Origin of the sequence: Legionella drancourtii LLAP12 (assembly GCF_000162755.2) — a bacterium.
GTDB lineage: Bacteria > Pseudomonadota > Gammaproteobacteria > Legionellales > Legionellaceae > Legionella > Legionella drancourtii.
This window is the reverse complement of sequence record NZ_JH413850.1, coordinates 61665-86588: the sequence shown is the minus strand read 5'-3', so window position 1 is coordinate 86588 and position 24924 is coordinate 61665. Positions and strand designations below refer to the sequence as shown.

Here is a 24924-nt window from a genome sequence, read left to right as displayed (position 1 = left end):
AGCCTGTCGTCCATGCAACAATGTCGCGCGGGAATGACAATTTCCTTAACTTAATGGCAGTGGCTGTAGGGATGAAGGGAATAGCTAGGGACTACTATCGCTTGCAGTGCCATTTGTACCTCCGGATCCGGGTGTTCCATTAGTACCGTTACTGCCATCTGGTCCGGTCGATGGGGTGCTTGTGCCATTACTGCCACCACCAGCGCCACCAACGCCAGCAGTTCCGGCAGTGCCTCCTGCTGCGCCTGTAGTTGCTGTTAGCACTTCATTGAATGTTACGTTTGTTGTGCTAGCACCGCCTGATTGGATCCCATAAGCGCTACCGCCATTGCCTCCGTTACCACCATCGCCACCATTGCCTCCGGCTCCTCCTGTACCACCAGGGCTTGCCCCAAAGTTATCTCCGCCTTTACCGCCATTGCCGGCATTACCGCCGTTACCACCAATGCCAGCAGTACCTGCGGTGAACGAGCCATTTAAACCTAATGAACTAATCGACAAAGAAGATACTGAGTTCAACATAACGCCAGATGCAGTACCACCATTACCACCACTACCGCCATTGCCACCGCTGCCTCCAGCATTACCATTGCTTGGAACGATACCATCGAGACCAGATACGCCATCATAAGCGCCCCCCCCATTTCCACCAGACCCGGCATTACCTGCATTCAAACTTCCATTGATGTTTACAGCCTTCAGCGATATTGTGGAGACAGAGTTAAATGCAAGTCCAGTTGCATTACCACCATTGCCAGCATTTCCTCCATAACCACCGTCATTACCTAAACCACCAGCTCCACCCGCATTACCATTACCCGCTTGTAAATTGGAAATGGCTACTTGATTAAGAGTAACCTGGCTACCGTTACTCATGTAGATTCCCCATGCGTTACCACCATTACCACCATTACCGGCATTTCCCCCAGGAAAATTAATACTGCTTACAGGCGGCCTTGCATCACCACCATTACCACCAATACCGCCATTACCACCAACAATATTAGTTACAGTAACCTGATTAATAAGAACATTTGATGAATTGGTAATTAGAATACCGTAAGCAGAAGATCCATCAGTAGCACTAGTGCCGTCACCTGCATCATTATTAATGCTTCCTGGAATTCCATTGATTCCATTAACACCATTTGCACCGGTATAACTATATATGCTTAGATCGTTTAAGGTGATATTTGAGCCTGCTGCAATAATGCCTGCATTTTCACTGGTTCCTGCGCCCGTAATATTGAAGTTAGTCACTTCATTATTTCCAGGAAGATAAAGACTTCCGACTAAAGTAGGTCGGCTATTGCCACATAAAGAGGGTATTGTTGTATTGTTATAGGTAAAGGTTCCGCCAGATCCAATTAACTTAGTGTTTTGTCCTATGTTTAATTGCCCACCTAAGTCATAAGTGTAGCTCGAGCTATTGTTGCAATTACATACATAAACATAGTTATTGGTGTTGCTATCTGAATTTGCTGCAGTTATTGCTTCTTGTACCGTACTATAAGGGGTTTCAAAGGTACCATCCCCGGACGTAGGCTGGCCAGCAACAAAATAGAAGTTCTCTGGTGATGCAAAAGGAGCGCTGTATTTACTGGTATATGTAAATATATCACGACGTCTTACAGAATAGTCGGTCATGCGTTGATCCGCGGTTAACGGTTCTTTGCCCTCGGGACTACCGATATTCATTCTTACACCAATAGCAAAGAAATTACCTTGATATCGGTCATAGGAATCACCTAATGTAAATGTGAAATGGTTATTATAGCGGTATTCAAAACGTCCATAACCACCATTGATATTCTTATGCTCATTTCCCAGACCGTTGTTATAGTATCCTGCAAAACCTCGAAGTTTGGGGATCCCAGGGATTACATGTCCTATTTCAACATCGGCGCCACCTTCCGCATGCTCGTAAGTTGTGGTCTGAATACCAAATAATTTATGCCCTTGGAAGCTCAGTCCTTCGGAACGGCTACGTACAAATTTTGTTCTTCTACTGACCGGTAGATAAAGATGTGCTCTTCCTTCCCAAATGGAGCCAAAGAATTCTGTGCCTAATGTTAATTGGTTAAACATATTATGATAATTTGTCTGATAGCGCCCCATTAGAGCAAAACCACCAATGACATATTCATTGTTTAAGATAATGTGACGATAACCAAGACCAAGCTCTCCACCGGTTTCATGATGAGTGGCCGCTAAAGCTCCATTAGCATAGAGCATACGTTCGGCATTACCTGAAAGGGGAAGAAGCGCGTCATAATAATCCTGCATCCCATGACCGCCTTGAACATTCAATGTTTGACGTGGTTTCCACGGTCCACCCCAAGCCCAAACCTGTGTCACAGGGGCTGTTGTTGTGGCAATTAGAATGCTAGTAAAAACTAATGAAGGTATAGGGTAATGCGGTTTATTTTTTTGGTACAGCATTGACAATCCTTGTTCTGAAAACTAAAAAATTAGTAAACGTTTTTTCAAACGAAATTTTATAATTCATTTCGCTCTTTATTTCCAGTATTTTTTACAGGTCTTTTCATTTTTATAATTTCTTATATTTTTTATTTTACCTTTTCCGTTTTGCTGTACTATGATAGCGTTTTTGTAAAAAATGAGTGAAGGATGCACCAATGAAAAGATGGCTATTTTTAATATTATTTGTTTATCATGCCCTGGCATTTTCTGAATCTGCAGGAAAAGTTTTATTTACTAGCAAAGAAGTGATCGCGAAACGAAATAATCAGCAACGAGTATTAACACGCGGTGCCGAGTTCTTTGAAGGGGATACGATTAGTACAAAAGGAGGTGCTATTGCGCAATTGCAATATTCCAATGGAACTTTAGTTTCGTTACAACCTAATTCAAGCTATAAAATTATTGCTTATAATAAAGCGGCTGCCAAGGGTAATTCAGCCTATTTATCCAATGGTGGATTAGAGTCAGCAACGGCTACGTCCGATAACAAAAAAAAGTCCCTTTTAGGAACCCCATTGATTGCCTTGGCGATTGCAGGTACCAAATATCGAACAGCAATATTTTGTAATACTATTAAGTGCAAAAAAATTGCGATTCAGGTTACAGACGGTCGGGTTATTGTTGATAATCGCTATCCTTTAGGCCCAAATGAGCAACAAAGCAGTGCAATTTATAATGCAAATACGAAACAAATTACCTATGGTCCAATTAACTGGTCCGCACATGGTTGGGTAAATTCTCCATCACCACAAGCGGGCAATAATGGACCAGATTTTATTACCCCTAGTACGCTAACTCAAGTCGTTAATGCGACAATTACCAATACAACAACACATACGGTGACTACCACTGTTCTACCTATAGTTGGTTCAGGCGCTTGTCCTTGCTGTTAGTTATCATTTTAAACAGTCAATTGTCTAAGTATTACAGGAATTACTAATGAATGGAGTTATGATGAAAAAGCAGGCGTTATTTATTTCTTTGTTGCTGGCTCAATCTATAGCGGTTGCCAACCAACAGCAAGTACAAGCGCCTAGTACGTACAGCTACAGTATTAATGGTGTTTATGCTTATAATGATTTTAGATTTGATTCAACGAGAGCCGGTGGGTTTAATCGTTATAAAGGGCATGCAAACTTTTACAGCGTAGGCGGTAATAATGTTCGATTGAATAACTATTTTTCAGCAGGGCTTTCTGCTTATTGGATAAATACCTCATTGCATTCAAAATTATTGCTACCTGGCTTTTCTTTTTCCAGTACGGATCAGTCTATTACCAATAATAGTTTATATGGACATATTCTCACTCATCTTAATCCTTCCTTCTTTTTTGATGTTGCCGGGGGCTATGGGCAGAATACACAGCGTTTTCACACTACCGTACAATTTTCGGAGCAGGTTGCACGTTTTGCCACGGCAAATAATCGTGGTAATAACTGGTTTATCAGTGGCGCGGCTTTATACGGCAAGCAATTAAATAAATTCAGTTTTAATGCCAATGTTGGCATCTTACATACAGAAGTCAATCAAAGACCTTATTATCTGAATTTTGTAGATTATATTGCGACACAATTTGTCGATCGCTTTCGTACTAATGTGACTTTTGTGTTGGAAAATGCTGAGTTAGGTTATCAAATGACCCCTGCCTTTAAACCCTTTGTTAATGGTGGTTTATTACAGGTAGCCAATTTTAATAATAATCAACGATTAGTGCCTGTAGACTTTATTGGACCTTTTCCTGGGATTAACCTTGATAAGAATGGTTATAAAGTCGGTGGCGGCATTGATTTAACTTATAAGCTGTATTCGCTTCGAGTGGAACAACAGTATTTTAAACGCGGGGGTATTTATAGTAGTAATCAGACTACAGTGATTTTAACTGCAAATTTTGCATAGTTATTTATGTTGGATTCTATCTTTCAAATTTCACTCTATATGATGTCCCACGCAGACTCTAGGCATTAACTTAAGAAAAGTTGATGTCCCATGGTTAGTTATGGGGCATCAACGGTCGCTGGAAAAATTTTTAAGTTGATTTAAGGCGTATTTGTTTGATTCGGTTGATGAGAATCCGACTTATTGGGCTTGGGGTTTCCCATAAGACCTAGCGTACACAGGGCTCCTGCGCTCGCTAATTGTTGCTCTCGGATTAACGGATCTGCTGGAAGCAATAGATCTACCGCGTCAGATAATCCTTGGTGTGCGTGAATGGCTGGGATTATACGATCAATACGTTCGAGCCGCGTGATTAGTTCCTCTTGTTGTCGCATAAGCTCTGCATGGTGCTGTAAGCTTCTTTCGAGCTGTACTTTAACTGATTGAAGTTCCGCTTCTGTTTTGCCAATGCGTTCTGCAAAATCAACAAAACTTTGTGAGCCATTTTCTAAAAAGCCATCCAATCTTTTTTGAAAATTTTGTCGCTGCTGAGTGTCATTAATTACGGCTTTTGCAAGAGTTTCAACAGTTCCTTGCAGCGTTGTCGCCAGCGCTTTTGTTTTTTTTAATTCAAGCGCTAATGCCTCTCGTTTTTGTTCCAGCTCAGTTACTTGTCCATTTAGTCTGTCGTTAATTTTTTTATGAGCGGAGTTGGTTTTTTCTAGTTCATATATGGTCTCATCATAGCGTACCTGATTTTTTTCCATGTCGTTCTTGAGTGCTGCAGCCGTACTTTGTAATTCTGCTTGGGTTTGACGTAGATGTTGCTCTGTTAGCATGTTGCTTTCTATTTGAACTCTTAAAACATCTATCTGCTCGGATAAATCATTTACATTATAATGAAGCCTTCCATTTTCTGCTTTAAATCGTTCAACTTCTATTAATAGTTTTTGGCGTATGGTGTCTAATGCTGAAATTGTTAATACAAGTACATCAGCTATGCCAAAAATACCTTCTTTTATTTTTTTAGTAACTAGTTGGGTATGATCCAGATGATCTTGAAGTACGACGCCACTTGTAATGTATGCTCCCGCACTAAGTCCACTAAGAGCGACTAGAAAACCAACATTTGCTATCACGCCTACTGCCATAGTTGGTGCAGATAGTGCAATTCCCACTGAAATTCGTTCCAGCCAGGACATAGTACCCCAGGTTTTTGCCAGACGCGTGAGTATGCTTGGGTTTTCTTCCAGAGAGTCAACAATAGCGCTAAGACTATTTCGCACTTGGATCAGAAGTTCATTTGATGAAGCAATACTGGCAAGACCAGTAGTATTTTTATCAAAAGAATTCGGATCTAATATTAGCTCTTGTGCTGCATCCGAAAAATTCAATTGGGCTAATACATTTTTTGCCCCCATATTATTGACCGGGGTTTTTGTTTGCACCTTTTCTGTGACAGAATCTTTATCTATACAATCTTGAAGCTCCTTCTCGTTGACAGCCATGTCTCACTCCTTCTGATTAAGATTTTCCTTATCATTACTATTTTTAACCATAAAATATGCCGAGAAGCAAGTAAAAAATTTTTTTATGGGGTTTTTAAATTTTAAGTTGGGGGGATTCTATAGAAAATTCGAGCATCTTATGACTTAATGCCGTTCGGTCTTGAGAAAAAAATCCAGCCTTACTGGTGGTGTAGCCTTGTTGAATTAATTGATATGAATAACCTAAAGAGGGGATAATGAATAGAGCGCCTAGGAGCATTCTCATAACACCGGCAATAATTGTTAACGTTGCATGTGATAATTTTAATTCGGTCGCTAATTTTTTATAATTTTCGATTGCTTCAGTTGATGGGGTGGTAATTAATTCAGAAGTACGTGAAATCACTTCAAGCAGAAGTCTTTTGCCACTAACATTTTGATCATTTAGTTTTTTGACTAAAGATAATAAATGATTTGCCTGATTTTTGATTTTCATACATTCAGGGGTGTTTGGTAATGCATTAATTAATTTAAAACATTGTCCTAGTCTGATATGGATTATTTGTTCTACGCGTGAGTGGGGGCAGTTCATATCACGCCAATAGATTAACCAGGATTTTCTATTATCAGCAATTAATTGAGTGTAATTTGCATCAACGTAGGTATTCAGGGCATTCCATATAATATGGCGATGAAAATTCATGCCGCGTCCTTTGACATTAGCTGCAGCAGCATCTAATGCTCGTTCAAACTCTTTTCTTTGCATTGGATGTTCTAAGATAAATGATCTCATCATATTATAATAAGCTGAGGACAGTGCTCCTCTGTCAATAGCATCTTTGCATGAAAAGTTATAGCTTTTAGGCTTGATGGTATTAATCATGTAGTTCGTTAATTCATATTTAATGAAATGTACATAAACAGCCTGTTTTTGTGCTGTTGATAAATAATCTTGAGAATTTATTCCCATACATTTAAAACTTTGTATCAGTAGTCTTTTTAAGATTTTTTGTTCATTTTTAGAGGTTTTAAATAAACGTTTTTTTGTCTCTGGACTAATGATTAAATCAGAAATGTTATTTTTATGTTTTTTACCATGGAACACGGCCAGTAGTTCATCAAATACAACGGCGTAAGGCCATTTATCTTGAGTCATACGGTAGTGTTTGGAGTTCATTAATCCGTCATTTGCGGGAAGAGTAATGACCATGATTTTAAGTTTGGGATCATGCTCTAAATCATGAAGCGCTTGTGTTAGCGCGCGTTCTTTTGCTCGTGCAATATCAAAATGGTAGGCATCATAGGCTAGATTATTGAAATAAATATGATGTATTGTTTGCTCCGGGTATTTGGGAGCATTTATTTCCAGCCATCGCTTAAATAAAGGGCTAACGCGCGTAGCGCCCTGATGGCGCTGCGCTTGAGTGCTAAAACGAAATTCGGTAGCATCTGCGGTGGTTTTATAGGAATAGTTTTTAACCGATGGAATATTTGTACCAAATTGTGGTTTAAAATTTTTTGAAAACACGGAAAAAATACGTGATATTAATGCTTCTGTGTTGTTTGGAGATAAATAATTAATCGTTTGAATCGGATCTTTTAGATTTTTTTTAATATATTGGCTCGGATTGGGTTTTTGGGGGCGAGTTTGCGAGGCAATGCAATTGATCCAGCCTGAAAATTCTTGCTCAAGAATTTGATTATTATTGTTGTAAACGGTTTCAATGATGCCATCTAATGCTTTAGTTTGAGCAGAAGAAAGAGATTCCTTGTTCTCAATGATTTTTTCTAGAGAGGTCAGTAGTGAGGAATATAAATTTCCGTAGGGAAAGTGTTCATCATATTCTTGCTTAAGAAGACGGTGTAATTCGGCGAATTGCGGTAATAATTTTTTGAGTTCGCTATTAATTAGTGGTTTTAATTGAAGAAAGTAGACATAGCAGTTACGATTGTGTAGTGCATCACTAGATAATGTTTGATTGTCTGCTGTTGGTGTAGTCATTACTTCCAATTTATTTGCCTATATATTGCCCACTATAGCAAAAAACAAGGCAAAAAAGAAGTGCTGTAGCGAAATCATTTGTATTATTATTTTTAGGGTTGAGATTGTGAAACACTATTCTTGTTTTGATATTTGTCATTCTGATTGGAAAGATATCCTGGTGCAGGCCATGGGAACTATGAATAAGGATTATTTGCATCAGTTAATGAGTGAGCCTAATTGGTTGCCTGGTGCGGAGCGATTATTTGCTGCATTTAGTTTACCACTTGCCAAAACAGAATATATTTTATTAGGTGAGTCGCCTTACCCACGTCCTGCCTCTGCAAATGGTTATGCCTTTTGGGATAATGCTGTAGAAGGGCTTTGGAGTCTCAAGGGTTTGAGTACGGCGGTCAATAGGGCGACATCACTTCGCAACTGGATTAAAATGATGCTGGTCGCTCGTGGTAATTTGGATGCTACAAATACATCACAAGAAGCAATCGCCAAGCTTAATAAGCAGACATTAGTACAAACCTGTGAACAGTTGTTTCTGGGAATGATGGAGCGGGGTATTTTATTGTTAAACGCTTCTTTGGTTTATAGTGAAGGAATGGTGCCTTATCATGCGCGTCAGTGGAAGCCTTTTATGCACAGTCTTTTTGCGCAATTAGCTTTAGTTAAATCAAACGTGAAGCTTATTTTATTAGGTAAGATCGCAGAAACTATTTCACAGGATAAATTAGCAGTAGGTTTGGTTGCAGAACATCCTTATAATATAAGTTTTATAACCAATCAAAAAGTGATTGAATTTTTTAAACCTCTGGACTTATTGTCATATGAATAATAAATCAACAATTAATGCTGAAGAAGTCAATAAATTTGCTCAACATGCCAAGCATTGGTGGGATACTGAGGGGCCGTTAAAAACCTTGCATGATATTAACGAGACTCGTTTGCAGTTTATTGCCCAGCATGTGAATCTAACTGATGTAAGTGTATTAGATATTGGTTGCGGTGGTGGAATTCTATGTGAAGCGATGGCAAAGTCTGGAGCAAAAGTTACAGGAATTGATGCGGAGTGCGAGGCGATTCAAGCCGCGCAGGAACATGCAAAGAGTAATGATTTGGCCATTGACTATTTTTGTACCCCTGTTGAAACCTATAAAAATAAGCAGTATGACGTGATTACTTGTATGGAAATGTTAGAACATGTAGAGTACCCTGAAATTGTATTAGAGCATTGCATACGCTTACTCAAACCTAACGGTCTTTTATTTTTATCGACGATTAGCCGAACGGTGAAGGCTTATGCAAGTGCTATTGTTGCTGCTGAGTATGTCCTGAATTTATTACCGAGACAGACTCATGATTATAGTAAATTCATCAAACCAAGTGAGCTTATGGCAATGGCACGTTCTTTGGGCTTCAATTTACTCGATATGCAGGGAATGAATTACAATCCAATTTTAAGAACCTCATCGCTAAGTTCTGATGTGCAGGTTAATTATTTATTGGCTTTGCAGCGGTAGGTCATTTGTCCTGGCATCAGCGGTATTAAGTTGCTGATGAGGATTGTTGGGTCAAATGAGACCCAACCTACGTTTCTACAAAGGAGCGCTTGTTACGCTTTCTCTGTTGTCTTTCTTTTTATTGTAACGCTCTTGATAGCGTTGGTAGGCATATTTAGCTTGCTCAGCTGTAACAACATCTACTTCATTTCCATAGATATCAACACGAGCAGCATTCTCTTTTTGACAGCTTAAATAAGCAGGAGATGCACTGTAGTAACTTAATGCTTCTCGAAGTGATTTTTTACTGAATGCAGGAGAATCCAAGCGTTCGTAAAAATCAATAATGTCATCAAATATACCGATTTTTAATGGCTTAATCTGGTTTGCTTTCTTAAAGAAGGCACTTGGAAAATGTTCTATGAGCCAATCTATAATTTGCAGTTTATCTTTTTTTATAGCAGTTAATTGTTGTTTATCCATCATATTGCTCTAAAGCGTTATCATTTGCCGAATAAGCTACCATATCCTGGGACTTAATCAAGCCTTTGGGTAAAATAGACACGATATCTCTTGTTTAAATTGCAATCAAAACAGCCAATATTGCTTAAGCCTTTGTAAGAAATGTCTCAATTTAGGTGATGATAATGGCGGGTTAATCATGTCTTTTATTCTCAGGCAAGTGGTAACTTATTGTTTTTAATTGATTTTTATTAAATTTTAATACTTTTTTAAAAAAAATTATTATTTTTTGGTAATTTCCTGTCTTGAACTTTTTTTATTCTGTTGCTAAATTCTATACATGACTTGTACGGATTATTAGTCATACAAAAGGACTTGAAATCAAATGGATTTGATTCTGTCAGGGATGACCATATAAGAGCTGGACGTTCTTATACGGATGACTGCGAAAAGCCAGGTTAGCCTGGCTTTTTTATTTCTTACTTATGCTACCAAATAACCAGAATGTGACAAGAACTTTTTATCAGGGAAGTAAGCAAAAATAACAGAACCATTTTTAATGGTATTAATTACAGGTTTTGCCAATGTCTGGGCAATCGCCGGACATCCCCATGACAGGCCTGCACGCCCCGATTTTTTAATAAAATCAGGTTCAACATACCATGCGCCATGAATCACAACACGCCTACTGTAAGCATTATCATTAAATCCTTTATCTAATCCTTGAAGATTTAATGAGTACCCTTTATGGCCCATATAGGTTCCTTTAGTGATATAAGTTCCTAAGCTAGATTCTTTGCTTGAGTTTACATTTGAAAAATGGCTTGCTCGATTATTACCCGAATTTTTGCCATGAGCAACATAAGTATTATATAAAAGTCGCTCTCTGTTGACGTCAAATACCCACATGCGTTGTTTGTTTGAGGGCAATGAATAATCAATTACCGTAAGTACAGGCTTTTTAACAGCCCCTTTTCTGCTGGCATTTTTATATGCGGTTAAAGCAAGTTTCAACACGTTTTTATCGAGTCGTGGGGCTTTGCTTCCAAGGTGTTGAACCAGGGTATTTATATCGGATCCAGTCGCAAATGAGGGAGGACTGGTAGTCATGTTGCTAGTTAGCAGGACGGTTGAGATTATAGTTAATAGGGTATTCATACAGCTCCTTTTCTTCTTGTAAAATCACCGTTATTGGTCATTAAAAAACGGTTATTATATAAACAATTGAGGTAATTGTAAAATCATAAGATTTTTACTTGTCCATAAGGGTGATTTATTATTCAATTCAGGAGCTTAACAAAGCGAATGAAAAAATAAGACTCAACTACCGAACTTTTTGCATAAATATAAAGCTATTTATTAAGCAATTTATAGGCCATTTAGTACAAAATAATATAATTATGTATATAATTTACGCTTAATTTGCATTAGGTTTGGCACACTTGTTGCTTTGTTGACACGTGTTTTTGGCATATAATATAGATATACTAAGGTTATCATTCCATTTTACACCAGTCTCAACTATGATGCCCCGTTGTTATTTCTTTTTGTTCGGAGAGTACTATGCTTGAAAAGCAAGCGATGCAATTACCAGAAGGCTTAAGAGCTGCCATTAATCATGCTTATCGCGTTGATGAGTTGTCGTTAATTACGGAACTTTGTGAGAAGGCTGATTTAGATCAAAAACAACTAGATGTGATCAAATCTGGCGCAACCAAACTAGTTGAGTCGGTACGCTCCGAGCGAAAAAAGAACACAGGGATTGATTCATTTTTAACAGAATATGCTTTATCTAGTGACGAGGGGATTGCCTTAATGTGCTTGGCGGAAGCTTTATTGCGGGTTCCTGATAGCGCCACTATTGATAATTTAATTAAAGATAAATTGGCTGGTGGTGATTGGAAATCACATATTGGACAAAGCGATTCATTTTTTGTGAATGCGACAACCTGGGCGTTGATGTTAACCGGTAAAGTGTTAACCCCTGAAAAAGCAGAATCTACTTTAGTAAAATCTTTGATGAAAGTTGTTAATCGCAGCAGTGAAGCGGTGGTTCGAACAGCAGTTGATAAAGCCATGCGCATCATGAGCAAACAATTTGTTATGGGACGTACTATTAAAGAAGCGCTAAGCCGAGCGAAAAAGAAAGAGGCTCAAGGCTACCGCTATTCTTATGACATGTTGGGTGAAGCCGCATTAACTATGGCGGATGCTGCGCGTTACTTTGATGCTTATAAAGAGGCAATTGAAGCAATCGGTATGGATGCTGATAAAGATTCAGATGTGTATAAACGTGCGGGGATTTCGATAAAATTGTCAGCTTTACATCCTCGTTATAATGAAAGCCAGTATGCACGAGTTATGCTTGAGCTGCCTCCTAAGCTTTTAATTCTGGCTCGTTTAGCCAAAGAATATGGCATTGGTTTAACGATTGATGCGGAAGAATCAGAGCGTTTAGATTTATCTTTGGATGTGATTGAGCGTGTTTTTATTGATGACAGCCTTGCTGGTTGGAATGGTTTTGGTCTTGCAGTGCAGTCTTACCAGAAAAGAGCATTCTATGTATTAGATTGGGTTGCTGCTTTAGCACGAAGCAAGAAACGCCGTATGATGGTGCGTTTAATTAAAGGTGCTTACTGGGATAGTGAAATCAAAAAAACACAAATGCAAGGATTAGCTGAATATCCTGTATTTACGCGTAAGGTCTTTACTGACGTATCATTTCAAGCCTGTGCTAAAAAAATATTAACGATGACCGATGCCATTTATCCACAATTTGCAACACATAATGCGTATTCAGTAGCAATGATTCTTAATATTACGGGTGATTATCGCGATTTTGAATTCCAATGCCTGCATGGCATGGGAAATGAATTATACCAGCAGGTTGTTCCTGCAAGTTGTCACGGAATTGCCTGTCGTATTTATGCTCCGGTAGGGAGCCATGAAGATTTGCTTCCTTACTTAGTACGTCGCTTATTAGAAAACGGTGCCAACTCATCCTTTGTAAATCGCATCGTTGATGATAATGCACCAATTAGTTCTCTGGTAGAAGATCCCGTGCATAAAGCCAGATCTTTATTTGCTAAGATGAATAAGAATATTCCATTACCAAAAGACATATTTGCATCAAGAAAAAACTCTACAGGTTTTGATTTTAGCAACCGTCAAGAATGTGTTTTATTGCAACAGGAATTCGCTAAAATCAATTTAGGGCAATGGAATGCGGGTCCGATAATCGCGGGAAATAGTGTGTCAAAAGCAGATGCGCAGAAAGTTTACTCTCCCCAGCAAGCTGAGTGCGTGGTAGGTACTGTACATAATGCTTCATTGGATGATGTTGAAAAAGCATTAATCGCAGCAACACAAACATTCCCGCTGTGGTCTAGTATTTCTGTTGAAGAGCGTGCTGCATGTTTGAATCGTTTTTCTGACTTATTAGAAGAAAATAGTACAGAGTTTTTAGCATTAGCATGTCTTGAAGCAGGAAAAACACTCAGTGATGGCATTGCTGAGGTGCGTGAGGCTGTTGATTTTTGCCGTTATTATGCCATGTTGGCACAAAAAATTATGGCAAATCCAGAGCGTTTAGCTGGTTATACAGGTGAATTAAATGAATTGAGCTTACACCCACGCGGTACGGTACTGTGTATTAGCCCGTGGAATTTTCCCTTAGCGATTTTCACTGGACAAGTTGTAGCCGCCTTGGTTACGGGAAATTGTGTTATTGCGAAACCTGCAGAGCAAACACCTTTAATTGCTGCCTTTGCGGTGAAGCTAATGCATCAAGCCGGAATTCCTGTGGGTGCCGTGCAATTGCTTCCAGGTGACGGTGAAAGTATTGGTGCCGCTTTAGTTGCTGATCATCGTATTAAAGCCGTTCTATTTACGGGGTCGACGGATACAGCAAATCTTATTAATCGTTCTTTAGCAACTCGCGGCGGCGAGATTATTCCATTAATTGCAGAAACTGGTGGTCAAAATGCCATGCTCGTTGATTCTTCTGCATTATTAGAGCAGGTAGTTGTTGATGCGGTAAATTCGGCATTTGGTAGCGCAGGACAACGCTGCTCTGCATTACGTGTCTTATTGGTTCAAGAAGAAGTCTATCCACGAGCGGTGGCTCTTTTAAAGGGAGCAATGGCAGAGTTAGTTGTTGGTGAACCGCAATGGTTAGTTACTGATGTAGGCCCAGTTATTGATAGACCTGCCTTATCTATATTAAAAAGTCACGTGGACAATATGAAAAAACGTCACGAAGTGCTTTATCAGTGTTCTTTAGATGAATCACTCGAAACAGGATATTTCATGCCACCTACAGCCATTGCTATTGATCAGATTGGTGCTTTGGAAAAAGAAGTCTTTGGGCCTGTATTGCACGTAGTTAAATTTAAGCGCAAAGATTTAGATAAAGTGATTGAACAAATTAATGCCACAGGGTATGGCCTTACTTTAGGTATTCATAGCCGCATTAATGAAACGGTTGAATACATTAGAGAACGTGTTCATGCAGGTAATTGCTATGTCAATCGTAATATGACTGGTGCAGTTGTTGGTTTGCAACCTTTTGGTGGTGAGGGACTATCAGGAACGGGACCTAAAGCAGGCGGCCCTAATTATTTAGCTAGACTTTGTCATGAACGTACTTATACAGTAGATACAACTGCTGCAGGTGGTAATGCAAGTTTGATGTCGTTGCCTGACTAATACTTACTTCTAATTGGGCGATAGGCTGAGCTGTAAAGCCAAGGAATTTTAATCTATTTCCGATCCGTTCGGACTGAGGCGGCGCTTTAGCGCCGCCTCAAAGCCTCTCTAGTTTTGGTAGATCTTTATCCGAAAAACGACTTTAGCGGGTATCAAAAGGTTTTTTCCTTAATTTGGCTTTGCAGCCTAAAAGCACTTACTTAAGATAATTTTTAATTCACGACAAATCCTAGAAATTGTTTTCTTGCCTGGCAGAGTGATAAATTAACTGCTAATCAATTGATTATATTTATTATTTTCCTTAAGCAAACGCAATAGCCATTTGCTTTTTACATTGATCGTCTTGGGCTTTTGTGTTTTTTATTTTTTTATCATGTATCTTTTAATTCTTTCCACCATAACATATATTAAATCATAAATTATGACAGTAGTAGATTAAGGATGAGGCTACTTAAATGAAGCAAATAGCAATTAAGACATTTATTTGTGACTTACTACAATTGGCAGGGATTACTCCTAACGGTAGTGAAGCTTGGGACATACAAATTCATAATGAGGATTTTTATACGCGCGTTTTTAATGAAGGATCACTCGGCTTGGGTGAATCTTACATGGAAGGATGGTGGGATTGTCCGTCTTTAGACCAATTTTTTGATCGTATTATAACCGCGGATATTGAAAGTAAAGTGCAGTTTAATAAATGGTTATGGCCCAAATTACTGTTATTAAAATTATTAAATTTTCAAACTAAAAAGCGTGCTTTGGTTGTTGGTGTCAAACATTATGATTTAGGTAATGACTTATTTCAAGAGATGTTAGATCAACGCATGAATTACACTTGTGGTTATTGGGCGAATGCTAATGATTTGGAGGCAGCTCAACTGAATAAGTTGGAATTAAGCTGTCAAAAATTAATGCTTAAACCGGGCATGCGTGTATTGGATATTGGCTGTGGTTTTGGTTCTTTGGCAAAATATGCAGTAGAAAATTATGGAGTGAGTGTAGTCGGTATTACAATATCTAAAGAGCAGTACCAATATGCACAAACAAACTGTGCCGGTTTGCCTGTGGAAATCCGCTTTCAGGATTATCGTGATGTGCAGGAGAAATTTGATCGCATTGTTTCCTTGGGGATGTTTGAGCATGTGGGGCATTTAAATTATCGCACCTATATGCAAAAAGTAAGTGACTGTTTGCATGAGGATGGTTTATTTTTATTGCATACCATCGGCAATAAGGAAACGTATATTACCTGTGATGCCTGGATTAACAAATATATTTTTCCTAATGGCTTAGCACCATCTATGCGACAAATTAGCCGAGCTTCTGAAGGTTTATTTATCATGGAAAATTGGGCTAATTTTGGTGCGTATTATGACAATACCTTAATGGCCTGGGAGGCTAATTTTGAACGCAATTGGGTGCATTTAAAAACGCAATATGATGAGATGTTTTATCGCATGTGGCGTTATTATTTATTAGCTTGCGCCGGTTCTTTTCGCTCACGCAACATGCAGTTATGGCAAATTGTTTTTTCTAAGCATGGTATTCGCGGAGGGTATCAAGTTCCATTATTTGATGGAAGAATAAAAAATTGATTGCAATGGGCATGGCGGCAAATTAAGTCCTGTGTCCACGGAAGCTCGCTGGATCCCGCGGACACGCCGCGGGAAGTAGGCAGCGGATTGATGTTTATGCTTAGTAATGGTTAATGTTTTTTAGCAAAGAACCAAGGAATCAATACGAATAGAACCAAACCACCGACTAAGAAGGATTCAAAAATAAATACATTGCCTATAGGAATTTGTGATGGGGGGGCAAACCCAACCAGCATCGCGCTGATACAGCATATCGTACCTAGGCCAGCGATGAACCACATCATTTTATTTCCACCAGGAATAATGTATCCACGGGGTTGATCCGGCTTACTGTATCTGAGTTTAATCGCAGCAGCAAACATGATGATATAAACTAATAAGGCCATTTGCGCACTTAAATCGCTTAACATCCAGTAAGCCGCATTGATTGAATGCAGTAATATAAAAACAGTACTTAAAATAGTAACAATAATTGCTTGGGTGAACAGAATAGTAGTTGGGGCGCCGTATTTATTGGTACGTGCAAATCGCGCCGGTAGCGAGCCATCACGAGCCGAAACCAGTAATCCCTTGGTCGGCCCAATAATCCATGCAGAAACACCGCTTAAACCACCTAAAATGATGAGGACAGCAATTACCGAGGTCATCCAGGGCATATGGTAGGATGTAAAGAAAACGGAATAGGCATCAATAAGGCCAGAGACGACACTTAAGCTATTATTGGGCACCACAACCACAATGGATAAAGAACCTAAAGACAGTGTAGATATAATAAGGATGGTGGAGTAGAGCAGTGCTCTTGGGTAATCCCGTTGTGGATTTTTTACTTCTTCGGCATGAACAGCGGACATTTCCATCCCAATTAAACCAAATAAAACGGCTGCAAATAGAGATAGATTTCCTAAGGATTCGAAATTAGGAAACCAGGAAGAGGGGTAATCAACTGCCATCGGTTTGCCTTGAATCGCCCACATAAGAGCCAAGCCAATAATCACTAGCATTGGCAGCACAGTGCCGATGGTTGCACCGACAATACTGACAATACTGGAGACTTTCATGCCAAAGCAATTTAAAAAGGTAAACAACCAAAACAGACCGATTACGGTTCCTAATAAATAAAATTTATTATTGGCTAAATCGGGAGCGACTAAATAAGACAAGGTCGCGGCAATAAAGGCGAGAATTGTTGGATACCAAACTACGTTATAGATCCACTGTAGCCAAATGGTAATAAATCCTGCTCGTTTACCAAAAGCCTCTCTAACCCAAACATAAATTCCACCTGTATTGGGATAAGCCGTTGCTAATTCTGCTGCGACAAGGGCAACAGGAATAAAAAAGGCAAAGGCAGCGATAACATAGTAGGATACCAATGATAAGCCAAGTTTCGCACTGATGGGGAGGGTCCGAAGGCTATCAACGGCGATTACGTTAATCATTACTAAGGAAAAAACGCTTAAAACTTTTTTTGACTGACTCATGATTAATATTAATCCTTAATAGGGCGGCAATAAATTAAATCGGAGGTTGCTATGGGTACAGAGCTATTTAATTACGGATTAATAAAAGCAAAAAGTGTCCATGCACCTACCTGAATTCATAGTCAATGAGCGGTCGCAAAGTATAACATTGTGGCTTGAAAAAAAACAATAAGTTAAAGCTGATTTTTCAATAAGGATTCATAGTTTTTTAATATAGGTTGGGTCGTTTACCATTGACGTCAATGGTAAACGACCCAACATTCGTTACTTTAGGCACCTAAATTTCTTAGTACATACTGCAAAATACCGCCATTTTTGTAGTATTCCAACTCATCAGCAGTATCAATACGGCAAAGCGCTTTAATATGTTCTACTTTACCATCAGCACGTTCTATAGTTACAGGAACCATTGATCCTGGAGTTAATGAATCAGAAATATCAATACTGATACGCTCATCACCAGTTAAGTCTAATGTCTTGCGCGTCATGCCATCGGTGAATTGCAGTGGCAAAACCCCCATACCAATTAAGTTAGAGCGATGGATACGTTCAAAGCTTTCAGTAATTACTGCTTTGACGCCAAGTAAATTGGTTCCCTTGGCTGCCCAATCTCTAGACGAACCAGTACCATACTCTTTACCTGCGATAACAACTAACTCATGATGATGTTGCTGATAGAGCATTGACGCATCATAAATTGGCATTACTTCGCCAGTAGGGATGTAACGTGTAATCCCGCCTTCTTGTCCTGGTGTCATTTCGTTACGAATACGGATGTTGGCGAAAGTTCCACGCATCATTACTTCATGGTTACCACGACGCGAACCATAGGAGTTAAATTCTTTCTCACTAACGCCCTTGGATTTTAAATACAAACCTGCAGGAGAATTTGCCTTAATTGAACCGGCCGGAGAAATATGATCTGTAGTAATTGAGTCACCAAACAAAGCTAATATATATGCTTGCTTGATAGGCTTAATTGATTCGGGCTTTTCTTTTAAATTATCGAAGAATGGTGGATGTTGAATGTAGGTTGAATCTTCATTCCATTCATAAGTTTTACCGGTACTGGTTTTAATTGCTTGCCAGTGCTCATCACCTTGGAATACTTCAGAATATTCTTTACGGAACATGCTGCCAGTAACTTTAGCCACTTCTGACGCAATTTCAGCATTCGTAGGCCAAATGTCTTTGAGGTACACGTCATTACCTTTACTGTCTTTGCCTAGAGGATCTTTGCTCAAGTCAGTGCAGGTTGTTCCACATAGTGCGTAGGCAACAACTAATGGAGGGGAGGCTAACCAGTTTGCTCTAACTTGAGGGTGGACGCGGCCTTCAAAGTTTCTATTTCCAGATAAAACAGCCGAAACAACCAAATCATTATCAGTGATGCTGTGCGCAATTGCATCAGGTAGCGGGCCTGAGTTACCAATACAAGTAGTGCAACCATAACCAACCAGGTTAAAACCTAATTGATCCAGGTATGATTGTAAGCCTGCTTTTATCAAATAATCAGTAACTACTTTGGAACCAGGAGCTAATGAAGATTTAACCCATGGCTTGCGTTGTAATCCTTTTTCAATTGCTTTTTTAGCAACTAAGCCCGCTGCCATTAAGACACTTGGGTTTGAGGTATTGGTGCAACTCGTGATTGCTGCGATTACCACATTACCGTGCTTCATTGCAAAATCATGATTTTTTACGGGAAACGAAGCATCTTTCTCTTGTTCTTTGCCTGTTTCAGCTAAAAATTTAGAAAATTCAACCGGTAATGTTTTCAGGCTTACTTTATCTTGTGGGCGTTTTGGACCTGCTAGTGAAGGCTCAATTGAATCGAGATCCAGTTCTAATGTATCTGTAAACACGGGGTCTTCGCTGTCTTTGTCATACCACATGCCTTGGGCTTTCGCATAGGCTTCAACCAGTGCAATTGTGTGTTTGTCACGGCCAGTTAATTCAAGATAACGAATCGTTTCTTTATCTACAGGGAAAAATCCGCAGGTAGCGCCATATTCTGGAGCCATGTTTGAAATAGTGGCGCGATCAGCAAGTGGTAAATCATTTAGGCCTGGACCATAGAATTCAACGAATTTACCAACCACGCCTTTCTTTCGTAGCATTTGCGTTACGGTGAGCACTAAGTCGGTAGCCGTGATGCCTTCTTTCATTTTGCCGTGTAATTTGAAGCCGATAACTTCAGGGATTAACATGGATACAGGTTGCCCCAGCATCGCAGCTTCAGCTTCAATACCGCCTACCCCCCAACCTAATACCCCTAAACCATTAATCATGGTCGTGTGCGAGTCAGTACCAACTAAAGTATCTGGATAAGCATATAATTGCCCCTCGTCACTACTGCTCCATACGGTTTTTCCTAAATACTCCAAATTTACCTGGTGGCAAATACCGGTTCCTGGAGGAACAACCTGGAAGTTATTAAATGCTTTTTGCCCCCAACGTAAAAACTCATAACGCTCATTATTGCGTTCCATTTCAATTTCGGTATTAACTTCTAATGAGTCTTTAGTACCAAATTTGTCAACCATCACTGAATGGTCAATTACTAAATCAACTGGTGATAAAGGTGAAATTTTATCAGGATTACCACCCATCTTAACAATGGCTGTACGCATAGCAGCTAAATCAACAACTGCTGGAACACCGGTGAAATCTTGCATCAGAACGCGAGCGGGTCTAAACGCGATTTCATGTTGAGAGGTTTTTGTGTGCAGCCAGTCAGCGATTGCATTAATGTCTTTTGTAGTTACGGTATTGTCGTCTTCGAAACGTAATAAATTTTCAAGAAGTACTTTAAGAGAGTAGGGAAGACGGCTTATCCCTTTTAAATTTTTATGCTCAGCTTCTTTTAAGCTATAGTAATTATAGGTTTTTCCATCTACATCCAATTGACACTTGGTTGATAAACTGTCATGACCCACTTTCATAAAAAACTCCTGGAATTAAAAGCTGAATAATAGCTCAAAATTTAGAATTTTTCATGGAATCTTAACGATTATAAAGAAAAAATATAGGTTGATGCTAAACGGCGTTTATGCCAAAACAGAAATTGGTTAGAATGTATTTTTCAGTGGCATTCTCTGATTTTGACTCTGTACCTTCAATAGGGCTAAGTTCATCTATCGCATTAATATTAGAGTCCGTTGCTATTTTGCTAGATTGAGCCAAAATTAGTTGGTTTTTGAGTACTGAAGCGGAGCATACATCAATTAGGTGCGCAGCGGAACACAGAACATCGACTCATCTTGGCCAAGATAGTAGAAATGCCAACAGACCCTAGTTCACTTGGGAAATAAATTTCTCGTTATTATGGAGGTAAATTGCTCGTTGTGGTATGATATTTTTTCATTTAACTTTAATTAAAGCATTCTGCACTTTGGGGCTTGATATCTATGAAATATACATACACTCGATTGATGAATGGATTTAGATTTGAAAGTCAGCCAAATAAAGCCGATCCGTCTGAGCGTGTTGCATTTTTTGATTATCAAGTATTAAATTTTCTTTTTGGATTAAAAAGAGATTTTTTATTATTAAAAGAACCTATTTCAACTTTAAATCTTAAGTATTTAATGGAAATAGAAGATAAAGATTATAGAGAAAATCGGTTTAAAGCCTTACTAAAACACAATTCTTTAAATGAAGTTATAAAAACTCGGTCAAAAGAGATTGATGAAATGGAACGTAATCCATTGCTTTTGGCAAAATTTGGCTCACCACCAATAACGCCCCAAATTATTGGTGAGCGTCTAGATATTGAACAATGTTATAAAGCCTTATCTAAAAAACTTAATCAATATTTAGAGGAAAGCGAGGCATTGGTCTACGTTAAGTGCAGTTTTTTCTCTAAAGAACGGCAGCATAAAAAAATGCATCGCTTAGAACAAGAAAAAGTGCGAAAAATGTTTGATATCTTTTTCAAAGCACATTATGGGGTGTTACCTGATGTGATATTGGAAGAAGATCCGCCAGCATATAATTATCTCAAAGAATTATCCGCAAGCTACAGCGGTTTTCCTATTTGTAATCTAGATTTAGATAATGGCGATATAAGTAAAAATACTGTATTTATGGTTCTCTCTGTCGCTACTTTATTTACTTCCACCGCTCTTTACTATTTGTTAAGCCAGACATTAGATAGTGTGGAACGATTTTATTATGATGAGAATTGGCTCAAAGCAAGTATTACCTTAGCCAGCCTTCTCGCGGGAGCATCTCTAGGCGCTTATCTTGGCTTTTTTATTATCACTCCTTTATTGGCACTTGGGGCAATAACACCTATTGGCCTTGCTATAGGGGCTGCCGTGCTTAGCGCTCTGGTTTTGGCAACCATAACAACTTGGCTTTCTAATGTCATCCAGAATTACTTTTTTGAATCATCACACCTCAATGCTCTGGATCCTGCTGATTATAAACGCTATGAGCTAGATCAAAAACAGATCCTGACGCTTAAAGACAATGGTTTTAATATAGATATTGTTCAGTGTGCTCTTGTTGCGTTAAGAAAGGAATTAATTGACCTCGAAGCAGAAAGCATTCCAACATTGATGTCGCGATTAATATCTTCTACTCCCAAGATAAAACGAATTAATGAGATTTTAAAATCAATTAGGGCATTAAGAGATGGATCCTATACTGAAGATACTCTTCAAGTCGATAATATGTCCTTTAATCTAAAAGAGTCTGGATTAAACTTGAAGGTGGAGCACGTTTCAAGAGAGCCTCAATTTAACTTTTGATGGTAAACCAGAGGCTGTTATCATTTTATAATTTTTTAAACGGCTTTATTTGTTCTTCGACTGTTTAGTGGAGCAGGTAAGAGCCGTCATAATGAAAAAAAGAATAACCCCGCCCATTTGACTTCAATAGACCTCTTTACAAAAATTTACACTCACGTAATATTGATTAACGTCAGCTTAATTTATTTTGCATTGGCTGATGCTTGGCATGGATTTTGCTTATGCTTTTTGCAAACGAAGGAGTGTTGGATGCTTGATACAAATAACGTGACGCTAAGCTCGTTACTTAACCTTAGTAGTCAGGATAGTACTGGAACCGAACAGTTATCAGCTTTAAAAGAGGAACCAAAACAAGATGATGATGGTTTGATAGATCCCAATACTTTTGTTTTATTATTTGCGCAAATCACAGAAAATATTCCTGTGTCTGAACAACAAGAGACTCAGGTGTTTGACGCAGCCAACTTAATTGACGCGGAGCCTGTAACGTCTGAAAAATCACAAAATGAACAAATTACGGCAGTTTTAGAGGATAATGTTGCCGTTGCGTGGATTAATTCTGATTATTACCAATCGGAAATAAACGCTGATTCAACGGATGCGTCACCTGCGTGGCGTGATGTTTCTGAGGATGCCTCTGCGAAACAGATTGAATTAAATAGTGGCAATGAACAAAATGGCGTTTTAAATGATCCCCTCAATTGGGAGTGGTTAGAAACACAGTCGATTCCCGCTCTTAGCGAGAATGTGAAAATCACAGATTCCACTTCACAAAAAAGTTATGATGAACAAATACTAAAAACAAATGCGTCAATTAATTTAACTGAGAATAATCGCTTGATTCGAGCCAATCAAGAAACGCGTTACGCAGAACAGTTTGCTCCAGCTCAAGCAAATAATGAAGTTGGGTTTCTTGAAATTCAAAGCAGTATTGATGCATTTAGCTTCGTTAACGAACAGGGAATATTAGAAGACAACGAGCAAAATAACATTCTTTTCCAACCCGCTTTAGCTGAGATAAAAAATAATGATTTAGCGCGGGATGATTATTTAATTGCTGAAGAAGAGGTACTGGATATTGAAACCACTGTTCCAGGCAAATCTAAATCAAGCTTACTTTCTGAAATGCAAACGCGCACGTCAATAATTGACCGCGTTAAAACGGTGCAACAACCCACATTGGACAGTACGATATTCAATCAAGTCTCAAATAATATTTCGCATCTTGTATCTGAACGTCATGAAAATGACGAGTTCCAGTTAAGTACGCCGCAATCATTCACCATTCCCACAGATGTCGATCATCCTGAATGGTCAAAACACTTTTCTGATCAGGTTATGTGGCTTGGACAACAAGGAATCAAAAGTGCGGTGATTAAATTGCATCCCGAAGATTTAGGACCACTGGAGATTAGCATTAAGGTAGTTAATGATTCAGCGTCGATAAACATAGCCAGTCACAGCCAGCAGGTAAGAGACCTGATTGATCAATCTTTACCTAGACTACAAGAAATGATGGCAGAGCACGGATTGAATTTATCTGAAGTAAATATTGACTCTGATACAAAAGAGCGTCAATTTGAGCGGCATGAGAATAGCCCATCTGCTGATTTGATTTCTCACCTTGAAGAAGACGCTATTTTAACGCCAATAAAAAATAAAGCAGTTCCTCAAGGAATAATTGATTATTTTGCTTAATGGCTTATCAAGAGAACATCGTCAGACGGACATAGGCATCAAGCTAAGGCTTTATTTTGTTAAAACCTCGATCCGTTCGGGTTGAGGAAACGTTTTAGCGCTGTCTCGAAGTCTACGAGATGGCATAAATGCTTCCTTTGCCCGAATGGTTTTGGATGCGAGCAAAGGACTTTCGTTCCATAGATTGACGTCCATACCCGATGGGAGAGGGGATGTTTAAAACACGAAGCATTAGCGGCGGCATGTTCTATTGCAGCGAATAACACGACCACTCCAACGGTCAACTAGACAATTTTTTCGGCAACCATGGCCAATGTATCTCCAGCCTGTCCAATAGAGTTTCCTGGGATGGCGAGGATAATAACGCGGTCCGTAATAAACATAACCAGGAGCTGAATGATAACCTATGTAATAAGCAAGCTGCATTCCAGCGGGTGACGACGACGAAGGGGTATCTGCTTTAGCAACGGTGGTGTATAGGGCTCCCATAAGCACGAGGAAGGAGATAAGCAGTATAGGCATGATTCTATAGCTTTTTACGTTTACTTGTTCCATGATAGAGTCCATTTTTTTGTTATTACATTGGGAATTATAGACCATAAATAATTCACCAGAACTATTCTAGGTAGTCTATGAATGAGAAAGTAATTTTAATTACCGGGTGTTCCAGTGGGATAGGGTTTGATGCTGCTTTAGCTTTAAAACAACGAGGACATAAGGTTATTGCTTCATGTAGAAAAAAAGAAGATGAGCAGAAGCTTATGGCTTTAGGAGTCGAGGCTGTCCTGTTGGACGTAAGTAGCTCCTCGTCAATTCATCTTGCTTTTGCAGAAGTATTAAGTAAAACGGAAGGTCGATTGGATGTCTTAATTAATAATGCAGG

General features: G+C 39.0%; 17 protein-coding genes. 9 read left to right on the top strand and 8 right to left on the bottom strand.

The features are described from left to right. Positions 1-84 precede the first annotated feature (84 nt). Positions 85-2442: an inverse autotransporter beta domain-containing protein gene (locus LDG_RS20580; RefSeq protein ID WP_006872880.1), complete on the bottom strand. Its 2358-nt coding sequence runs from the start codon at positions 2440-2442 to the stop codon at positions 85-87. Positions 2443-2639: 197 nt separating this feature from the next. Between LDG_RS20580 and LDG_RS17845 the strand changes: the two genes are divergently transcribed. Further along, positions 2640-3377, top strand: a complete 738-nt coding sequence (locus LDG_RS17845; protein ID WP_006872878.1) for a FecR family protein — start codon at positions 2640-2642, stop codon at positions 3375-3377. 46 nt (positions 3378-3423) lie between these two features. Further along, positions 3424-4380 (top strand): autotransporter outer membrane beta-barrel domain-containing protein, encoded by a 957-nt coding sequence (locus LDG_RS17840; RefSeq protein ID WP_148263612.1) that lies wholly within the window; start codon positions 3424-3426, stop codon positions 4378-4380. 140 nt (positions 4381-4520) lie between these two features. Here LDG_RS17840 and LDG_RS17835 read toward each other — a convergent pair whose 3' ends face one another. Both LDG_RS17835 and LDG_RS17830 read right to left on the bottom strand, forming a co-directional pair. After that, on the bottom strand, positions 4521-5867 hold the full coding sequence (locus LDG_RS17835) for a hypothetical protein (RefSeq protein WP_006872876.1): 1347 nt from the start codon (positions 5865-5867) through the stop codon (positions 4521-4523). Between the two features lie 94 nt (positions 5868-5961). Next, positions 5962-7848 carry a hypothetical protein gene (locus LDG_RS17830; protein ID WP_148263611.1) on the bottom strand — a complete coding sequence of 629 codons (1887 nt, stop codon included), beginning with the start codon at positions 7846-7848 and terminating at the stop codon, positions 5962-5964. Positions 7849-8017: 169 nt separating this feature from the next. Between LDG_RS17830 and LDG_RS17825 the strand changes: the two genes are divergently transcribed. After that, on the top strand, positions 8018-8674 hold the full coding sequence (locus LDG_RS17825) for a uracil-DNA glycosylase family protein (protein ID WP_199484705.1): 657 nt from the start codon (positions 8018-8020) through the stop codon (positions 8672-8674). Continuing rightward, complete coding sequence (gene ubiG / locus LDG_RS17820; protein ID WP_006872873.1) at positions 8667-9359, top strand: bifunctional 2-polyprenyl-6-hydroxyphenol methylase/3-demethylubiquinol 3-O-methyltransferase UbiG; 693 nt, start codon at positions 8667-8669, stop codon at positions 9357-9359. Before LDG_RS17825 ends, ubiG begins: the two co-directional genes overlap by 8 nt. 75 nt (positions 9360-9434) lie before the next feature. Here the strand turns inward: ubiG and LDG_RS17815 are convergent, their stop codons facing one another. After that, positions 9435-9824 (bottom strand): ProQ/FINO family protein, encoded by a 390-nt coding sequence (locus LDG_RS17815; protein WP_085955959.1) that lies wholly within the window; start codon positions 9822-9824, stop codon positions 9435-9437. A 459-nt stretch (positions 9825-10283) separates the two neighbouring features. Next, on the bottom strand, positions 10284-10958 hold the full coding sequence (locus LDG_RS17810) for a murein L,D-transpeptidase catalytic domain family protein (protein ID WP_006872871.1): 675 nt from the start codon (positions 10956-10958) through the stop codon (positions 10284-10286). Positions 10959-11363: 405 nt separating this feature from the next. Between LDG_RS17810 and putA the strand changes: the two genes are divergently transcribed. Both putA and cfa read left to right on the top strand, forming a co-directional pair. After that, complete coding sequence (gene putA / locus LDG_RS17805; RefSeq protein ID WP_006872870.1) at positions 11364-14507, top strand: bifunctional proline dehydrogenase/L-glutamate gamma-semialdehyde dehydrogenase PutA; 3144 nt, start codon at positions 11364-11366, stop codon at positions 14505-14507. A gap of 455 nt (positions 14508-14962) precedes the next feature. Then, on the top strand, positions 14963-16105 hold the full coding sequence (gene cfa / locus LDG_RS17800) for a cyclopropane fatty acyl phospholipid synthase (RefSeq protein WP_006872869.1): 1143 nt from the start codon (positions 14963-14965) through the stop codon (positions 16103-16105). Between the two features lie 110 nt (positions 16106-16215). Here cfa and LDG_RS17795 read toward each other — a convergent pair whose 3' ends face one another. Beyond that, positions 16216-17586 (bottom strand): amino acid permease, encoded by a 1371-nt coding sequence (locus tag LDG_RS17795; protein ID WP_006872868.1) that lies wholly within the window; start codon positions 17584-17586, stop codon positions 16216-16218. A 269-nt stretch (positions 17587-17855) separates the two neighbouring features. Then, positions 17856-20531, bottom strand: coding sequence for an aconitate hydratase AcnA (gene acnA / locus LDG_RS17790; protein WP_006872867.1), 2676 nt, complete (start codon positions 20529-20531; stop codon positions 17856-17858). A 465-nt stretch (positions 20532-20996) separates the two neighbouring features. On the opposite strand from acnA, the gene LDG_RS17785 reads away from it, so the two are divergent. Both LDG_RS17785 and LDG_RS17780 read left to right on the top strand, forming a co-directional pair. Continuing rightward, on the top strand, positions 20997-22343 hold the full coding sequence (locus tag LDG_RS17785) for a tripartite tricarboxylate transporter TctB family protein (protein WP_148263610.1): 1347 nt from the start codon (positions 20997-20999) through the stop codon (positions 22341-22343). A gap of 249 nt (positions 22344-22592) precedes the next feature. Further along, complete coding sequence (locus LDG_RS17780) at positions 22593-24041, top strand: flagellar hook-length control protein FliK (RefSeq protein WP_006872865.1); 1449 nt, start codon at positions 22593-22595, stop codon at positions 24039-24041. A gap of 231 nt (positions 24042-24272) precedes the next feature. Here LDG_RS17780 and LDG_RS19140 read toward each other — a convergent pair whose 3' ends face one another. Then, on the bottom strand, positions 24273-24596 hold the full coding sequence (locus LDG_RS19140; RefSeq protein WP_083821511.1) for a hypothetical protein: 324 nt from the start codon (positions 24594-24596) through the stop codon (positions 24273-24275). A gap of 77 nt (positions 24597-24673) precedes the next feature. Between LDG_RS19140 and LDG_RS20455 the strand changes: the two genes are divergently transcribed. Then, positions 24674-24924 (top strand): SDR family NAD(P)-dependent oxidoreductase (locus LDG_RS20455; protein ID WP_040536574.1); only part of this gene is annotated, 251 nt, incomplete at its 3' end.

What these genes read in the sequence shown, in the direction of transcription:
- LDG_RS20580 (WP_006872880.1), bottom strand. Translation starts at nt 2,442, where the DNA reads ATGCTGTACCAAAAAAATAAACCGCATTACCCTATACCTTCATTAGTT.
- LDG_RS17845 (WP_006872878.1), top strand. Translation starts at nt 2,640, where the DNA reads ATGAAAAGATGGCTATTTTTAATATTATTTGTTTATCATGCCCTGGCA.
- LDG_RS17840 (WP_148263612.1), top strand. Translation starts at nt 3,424, where the DNA reads ATGAATGGAGTTATGATGAAAAAGCAGGCGTTATTTATTTCTTTGTTG.
- LDG_RS17835 (WP_006872876.1), bottom strand. Translation starts at nt 5,867, where the DNA reads ATGGCTGTCAACGAGAAGGAGCTTCAAGATTGTATAGATAAAGATTCT.
- LDG_RS17830 (WP_148263611.1), bottom strand. Translation starts at nt 7,848, where the DNA reads ATGACTACACCAACAGCAGACAATCAAACATTATCTAGTGATGCACTA.
- LDG_RS17825 (WP_199484705.1), top strand. Translation starts at nt 8,018, where the DNA reads ATGGGAACTATGAATAAGGATTATTTGCATCAGTTAATGAGTGAGCCT.
- ubiG (WP_006872873.1), top strand. Translation starts at nt 8,667, where the DNA reads ATGAATAATAAATCAACAATTAATGCTGAAGAAGTCAATAAATTTGCT.
- LDG_RS17815 (WP_085955959.1), bottom strand. Translation starts at nt 9,824, where the DNA reads ATGATGGATAAACAACAATTAACTGCTATAAAAAAAGATAAACTGCAA.
- LDG_RS17810 (WP_006872871.1), bottom strand. Translation starts at nt 10,958, where the DNA reads ATGAATACCCTATTAACTATAATCTCAACCGTCCTGCTAACTAGCAAC.
- putA (WP_006872870.1), top strand. Translation starts at nt 11,364, where the DNA reads ATGCTTGAAAAGCAAGCGATGCAATTACCAGAAGGCTTAAGAGCTGCC.
- cfa (WP_006872869.1), top strand. Translation starts at nt 14,963, where the DNA reads ATGAAGCAAATAGCAATTAAGACATTTATTTGTGACTTACTACAATTG.
- LDG_RS17795 (WP_006872868.1), bottom strand. Translation starts at nt 17,586, where the DNA reads ATGAGTCAGTCAAAAAAAGTTTTAAGCGTTTTTTCCTTAGTAATGATT.
- acnA (WP_006872867.1), bottom strand. Translation starts at nt 20,531, where the DNA reads ATGAAAGTGGGTCATGACAGTTTATCAACCAAGTGTCAATTGGATGTA.
- LDG_RS17785 (WP_148263610.1), top strand. Translation starts at nt 20,997, where the DNA reads ATGAAATATACATACACTCGATTGATGAATGGATTTAGATTTGAAAGT.
- LDG_RS17780 (WP_006872865.1), top strand. Translation starts at nt 22,593, where the DNA reads ATGCTTGATACAAATAACGTGACGCTAAGCTCGTTACTTAACCTTAGT.
- LDG_RS19140 (WP_083821511.1), bottom strand. Translation starts at nt 24,596, where the DNA reads ATGGAACAAGTAAACGTAAAAAGCTATAGAATCATGCCTATACTGCTT.